The sequence below is a fragment of the Sporomusa sp. GT1 genome, from assembly GCF_014634905.1.
Classification (GTDB): Bacteria; Bacillota; Negativicutes; order Sporomusales; family Sporomusaceae; genus Sporomusa; species Sporomusa sphaeroides.
This window is the reverse complement of sequence record NZ_BMBX01000053.1, coordinates 1-5,207: the sequence shown is the minus strand read 5'-3', so window position 1 is coordinate 5,207 and position 5,207 is coordinate 1. Positions and strand designations below refer to the sequence as shown.

General features: G+C 40.5%; 4 protein-coding genes. All 4 read right to left on the bottom strand.

What is annotated here, in order from left to right; translation table 11 throughout:
* Positions 1–112 precede the first annotated feature (112 nt).
* A complete protein-coding gene (locus GT1_RS21735; protein WP_188400473.1) occupies positions 113–1,282 on the bottom strand; it encodes a GNAT family N-acyltransferase in 1,170 nt (389 codons plus the stop codon).
* Positions 1,283–1,507: 225 nt separating this feature from the next.
* On the bottom strand, positions 1,508–3,175 hold the full coding sequence (locus GT1_RS21730) for an ATP-binding protein (protein ID WP_188400472.1): 1,668 nt from the start codon (positions 3,173–3,175) through the stop codon (positions 1,508–1,510).
* Positions 3,176–3,455: 280 nt separating this feature from the next.
* On the bottom strand, positions 3,456–3,986 hold the full coding sequence (locus GT1_RS21725; protein ID WP_188400471.1) for an ECF transporter S component: 531 nt from the start codon (positions 3,984–3,986) through the stop codon (positions 3,456–3,458).
* Between the two features lie 270 nt (positions 3,987–4,256).
* Positions 4,257–5,123 (bottom strand): AraC family transcriptional regulator, encoded by an 867-nt coding sequence (locus GT1_RS21720; protein WP_223226441.1) that lies wholly within the window; start codon positions 5,121–5,123, stop codon positions 4,257–4,259.
* Between the last annotated feature and the right edge of the window lie 84 nt (positions 5,124–5,207).

Genomic DNA, 5,207 nt, shown 5'->3' with positions numbered 1-5,207 from the left:
TCTATTTTCTGCCTTCTCATATACAAATGAGGGGTCACTTGACGCTTTTTTAAAAAAGCGTTTTGCGACACCCCCTTTTAGTATGCTAACCTAAAAATGCTTTGAGTCAAACTCATTTAATGCGAGCTAGTTCTTTCTTGGTATTGATAATACTTTTGACGACCTTGTGGGCAATTTCCGGGTGGGAACGATAAAACTTTTGAAAAGCAATACCGGATAATACTAATATTTCTGCAGAGTTAATGACAACTATGCTCTCCGTGTGTGTATTTTGCTCGGTTAATCCGTTTGCCCCGAAATGTTGACCGGGCGTGCTGTATTCCTTACTTGGGCGCCTAAAGGTTAATGACTTTAATTTGCCGGAAATTAATATATTATAGGTGTAGCTGACATCGCCTTGAAAGGTAATAATATCGTCCGGGGCGCATTGCACCAAAATTCCGCAATTGTGAAGGAGTTTTTTTGCTTCTGTTTCAGATAAATCCTGCAGTAAGGTTATTCCTGCCGATGGTAAACCATGCAAGCGCTTGCACAAAATGTTCCAAAATTCTTCCTCTGTAGTCAGTTGGCTATTAATAATGGAGGAATTACCGGTGAAAGTGGTATCAAACCATTCAACAGCTTTAGTGTTTAATGATTGTCTTTTCCGTGCTATGCGAAAAAGAGGGGAACGTACTTTGCGGAAATGTTGAACATCATCTATAAGCATAATAATTGGGGCTGCTAAGCCGTGACCAGGGTAAAAAAAATTTTTACAATATCTGCGGCACCCTAGTTGCTCATAGAGACGCAGTAAATGAAAGTTGCTGATACCAAAGAGAAATTGGACTTGTTCATAGCAACAAATTTCATAGCATTTTGCTGTAAGCAGGTATAGTGCTGGCGAGCCTCGATGAGCGGGGGCAACCATTACTTTTGTAGCAAAGGCAATTTTATGACTGCCATGTTTATTAATATCATTGTTGAATGTATCCAGCGTTAAGAACTCAATAACTTTTTGGGGAAAGTCTGCCATGGCACCGATATTGATTCGATAAGTGGCAATTATCTCTGAACCAATTTTTGCATATAATAATACCGCCCAATCGTCCATCTCATCATATATATGCTGATTATCATAATCAACCTCTGCAAAATGCCTAGACATTTCCTCCACGTAAATTTGATAACGAAAGTGGTATATTTCCTCTTTTTCTTCCAGTGTTTTAGCCACGCAAATTTCAATTGAATTCTCAGCGATTATTGTTGAGCAGGAATTTGTTTTTTCAGTATTGTTTATCATGTTCTTCTCTCCTCGTAATAGTTTTTTGACGTAGAAATTTTTTATTAAGGATTACGTCTTCATAACCATCACCCCCTTAATTAAGGGTTACAGAGAAAAGGGGATAATTCCTGTAATAATGTAAAAGAATGGAGAATATTGCAGGAATATGGGGCTTTATGAGAATATAAAAAGCCCTTTTTCAGTTATTCACTCACTGAAAAAGGGCTGGCTAATTTTGAGTTTTTACGGAGCGGGTGGATTAAAATTCACAAAAAAAGTAGTTCCTGTGTCACTGGTATCAATTTGAATACTGGCATTATGCCGGTGGGCTATTTGGTAACAAATTGGCAGCCCTAAGCCTGTGCCTGTATCCTTAGTCGTAAAGAATGGTGTACCCAAGTGCTCCAGTATATGCGGCGGTATTTCCGAGCCTTGGTCACTAATGGATAAAACAGCTTTGTTATCTGCAAGGACCGTACCAATAACCAGGTTCCCGCCTGACGGCATTGCCTCAATACCATTACGTACTAAATTCAGTAACAATTGTCGGACTTCATTTTCGTCCAGCAGCAATTCGGGAATATCGCTAAGGTCAAGAGTCACATATACTTTGGAGGAATTAGCGTCCGCCTGGATCAAAGGGAATAATGCTTTAATAATTTGATTTAACGAGCATTTTTTTAAACTAACAAATTTTTCATGGGACAGGGAAAGGTATTCCCGGATGATACTATTGGCTCTATCTATTTCCTCAATCATTAATTCAAATTTTTCTTTATCGGCTTGATACTTTTCCTTTCGGCCCAGTACCTGCAGGTAGCCGCGCACGGTGGTCATGGGATTTCTGATTTCATGAGCGACAGTTGCCGCCATACTGCCCACCATATTCATCCTGTCAAAGGCTGAGGCCATTTGTTCCAGCTTTTTTCGTTGCGTGATATCGCGGATAATACCTTCTAATGCTATGAGCCGGCCTTGTTCATCATAGATAGGAACACATTTCTGCTCAACCCAGATGGTAGTTTCATCTTCTCTCAACACGCGTACTGTCAGTGGCGTTTCGACAGAGTGCGGCAGATTGCTGATGAAATCGTTCAGAAGGGCTCGATCGTCAGGATGTACCAATTTAAAGATTAATTTATTATCAGCATAATATTTTTCAGGAGCATAACCGGTGACTGTCAAAACCGAGGGGCTTATATATTCAATGGCGGATTCAGGAGACAGGCGATAATAGTAGATTACGTCAATAGCATTTTCGGCTAATATTTGATATTGAATTTCTTTATTGGATAAATCGGTTCGAGTTTTTTCCAAAAATAGTATCAAGGTTCCGATGGCAATGACAAGGCGCACTGTTCCGCCTATAGCGTAGCCCCAGGGAAGGATCCATGAGCCATAGACAATGAAGGGAAAGCTAAAATTGATAAGACCCATGAGAATATAAGCCCAGCCGACAACCAAGCGGCCAAACCGTGGTATCTTGGGATGGCGTATATAAAGGAACCCAACCCATACGAAGGCAAAACAGGCGGCATAGATGGGAAGCAATAATTTATAAGGCAAGGCGGAAGGTAGAACATTTAATGCGAAACTTGCGATGGCAATGCCGGCAGTGCCATAAACCCACCATTTACTTAGCGGCTTGTTTATAAGACTATAAGTACTCCAAACAATCATCAGGGCAAAGAGCAAAGACATCGTTTGATATAGTGACAATCCCCAAGCTGACAGTTTCCAGGAAACTAACCCCGAATCCAAAATAACGTACCGTAAGAGCAGGATAAGCCAGCCCATGGCCCATATAACCATATAGCGCACGCGGTATAACACATACAGATATATGCAAATTAGAATTATGGCAAGCGTTCCAACCAATGAACCCATAACGGATAAATAAATATAATCCATAAAATCTCCTATAAAGAGTTAATAAATTACATTTTTATTCTCTATGATAATGTTGAGTTCCTTCTTTTATGGATAACTTATACATTCCTTGGAAGGAAATAAAAGGACCGGCTTGTGGTACTCTTGCGCGGTGCACAAACCGGCAGACCACGAATCCGCCGACTGATGATATTATCAAGAAAGTACATAAAAAGAGTCGATAATCGCAAGGTATCGACTCTTAATAGGTTAATACTATTACCTGTCTCGAGACAAGGGTAAACTATGATAAAAGAACAATTCAGCGGCTTCCTGCCCAGGTAAAAATGGCGCTATGTTTTCTTAATTTGAGCACAACAGGCAGCACAATGACTGACGCCACACCGATCTGAATAAGATTACCGGGGATTGATGTCATCGGTATGAGCCAATTGCCATAAATAATCGCTTCGGCCCCATAATAACCAACTACCTTAATGATACAAGCCACCACCAAAGCCAGAACATAGGCCGTGAGCGTCTGATTCTTTTCGCAAATAGCGCCGACGGTATACCCCATAAGCCCGACAATAATCAGAGTAAAGGGCGCCCACAGAAACCAGCCGCCCACCACATCAAAAAGGGCCATACCGATTCCTCCCGCCAAAGCTCCTAACCAGCGCCCATAAAGAATGGCAATAATAAATAAAGGCACATTCCCTAAATGAATTAACCCCCCGTTAGCGGCAACAGGCAGACGAACATTTACAAATACCGTACAAATAAAAACAAGAGCAATGCCCAAGGCCGCATAGACCAGTTGTTTTGTTTGATTTAAAGATCGTTGTTCCATACCGGTTTTTCCACCTTTCTCATATTCTTAATCTTAAGTTTAGTATTGTCGATGAAATCACTCTGTTTTGCAAAGCATGTTTGTATTATAAAACAAATTTGGCACTGTTGAAATATACAGAATTTATATTTTCGCTAGGTACAGATGAGGGAGTGGAAGTGGGAAAGCTTGTTTTGTATACGAGCCAGTCATGAATGGCAGACCAGAGAATTTGGCAATGGCGAAAAAAAGCTTCAACCCTTGTTGAAATAAGGGTTGAAGCTTTTTTAACTATTTTTTTAAAACCGGCATCCATATCTCACTTTTAAAATTCGGTGCGGTTATATCTTTATGCTCGTTCCATAAAATCTCTGGTCCTTCTGCTAATTCATAGTATGAGGCGGGTAACCATTCGGAATAAATGCGTCCCCATACATCCTGAAGTGTCTCAGGAAAAGGTCCAACTGCCGTAAAGACGGCCCACGTTGCGGCAGGGACTTCAAGTGGTATCAGGTCGGCGGGACAGTCTTTAGTTGTCGCTACGCCAATATAATGGTCAAGTTCGCCTTTTTCCTCCATTCTGCCTTCGGAGAAGTTTGTAGATGCACTAATTAGCCCTGCAGGATCAATATTTGAAAGGCTTTTTAGTTTGGCTATTATCTCAATATCTAATGATTGCCACATAGCAGCAATATCAGGGTTAACCCCGTTAAAAACGATAGGAACTCTTTTTTTGATGCCAATGATACGAAAAGCTTCTTTTTTTACGATGCGATAGTTCATTTCGATACCTCCTTTGATTGACAACTGAAAGGTCATCCGCGGATAGGCTTTTAATACCTGTCCATTGTTTTTAGCTTCAGACGGTGTTATACCGTGCAGACTTTGAAAAGCTCTGGTAAATGCATCTGGTGAATTGTATCCGTATTTAACGGCAACGTCAATGACCTTTATATCACTATTGATAAGCTCAAATGCGGCAAGTGAAAGACGCCTGCGGCGAATGTACTCTGATAATGTGACACTTGCCAGGAAAGAGAACATTCTTTTAAAATGATATTCCGAGCAACAAGCCTGTCTGGCTACCTCTTTAAAGTCGATATCACCAGCCAGGTTTTCTTCAATATACCGCAAGGCTGTATTCATTTTGTCAAGCATATTTATGACCTCCTTCAATAATCTTAAAGAATCTCTTTAATTCTCAGTTTTACATAGCATTTCACATATTTAAGACTCGTCTTT

Bases quoted from the DNA above. Each gene is read 5' to 3' on its own strand.
- GT1_RS21735 (WP_188400473.1), bottom strand. From the start codon at position 1,282: ATGATAAACAATACTGAAAAAACAAATTCCTGCTCAACAATAATCGCT.
- GT1_RS21730 (WP_188400472.1), bottom strand. From the start codon at position 3,175: ATGGATTATATTTATTTATCCGTTATGGGTTCATTGGTTGGAACGCTT.
- GT1_RS21725 (WP_188400471.1), bottom strand. From the start codon at position 3,986: ATGGAACAACGATCTTTAAATCAAACAAAACAACTGGTCTATGCGGCC.
- GT1_RS21720 (WP_223226441.1), bottom strand. From the start codon at position 5,123: ATGCTTGACAAAATGAATACAGCCTTGCGGTATATTGAAGAAAACCTG.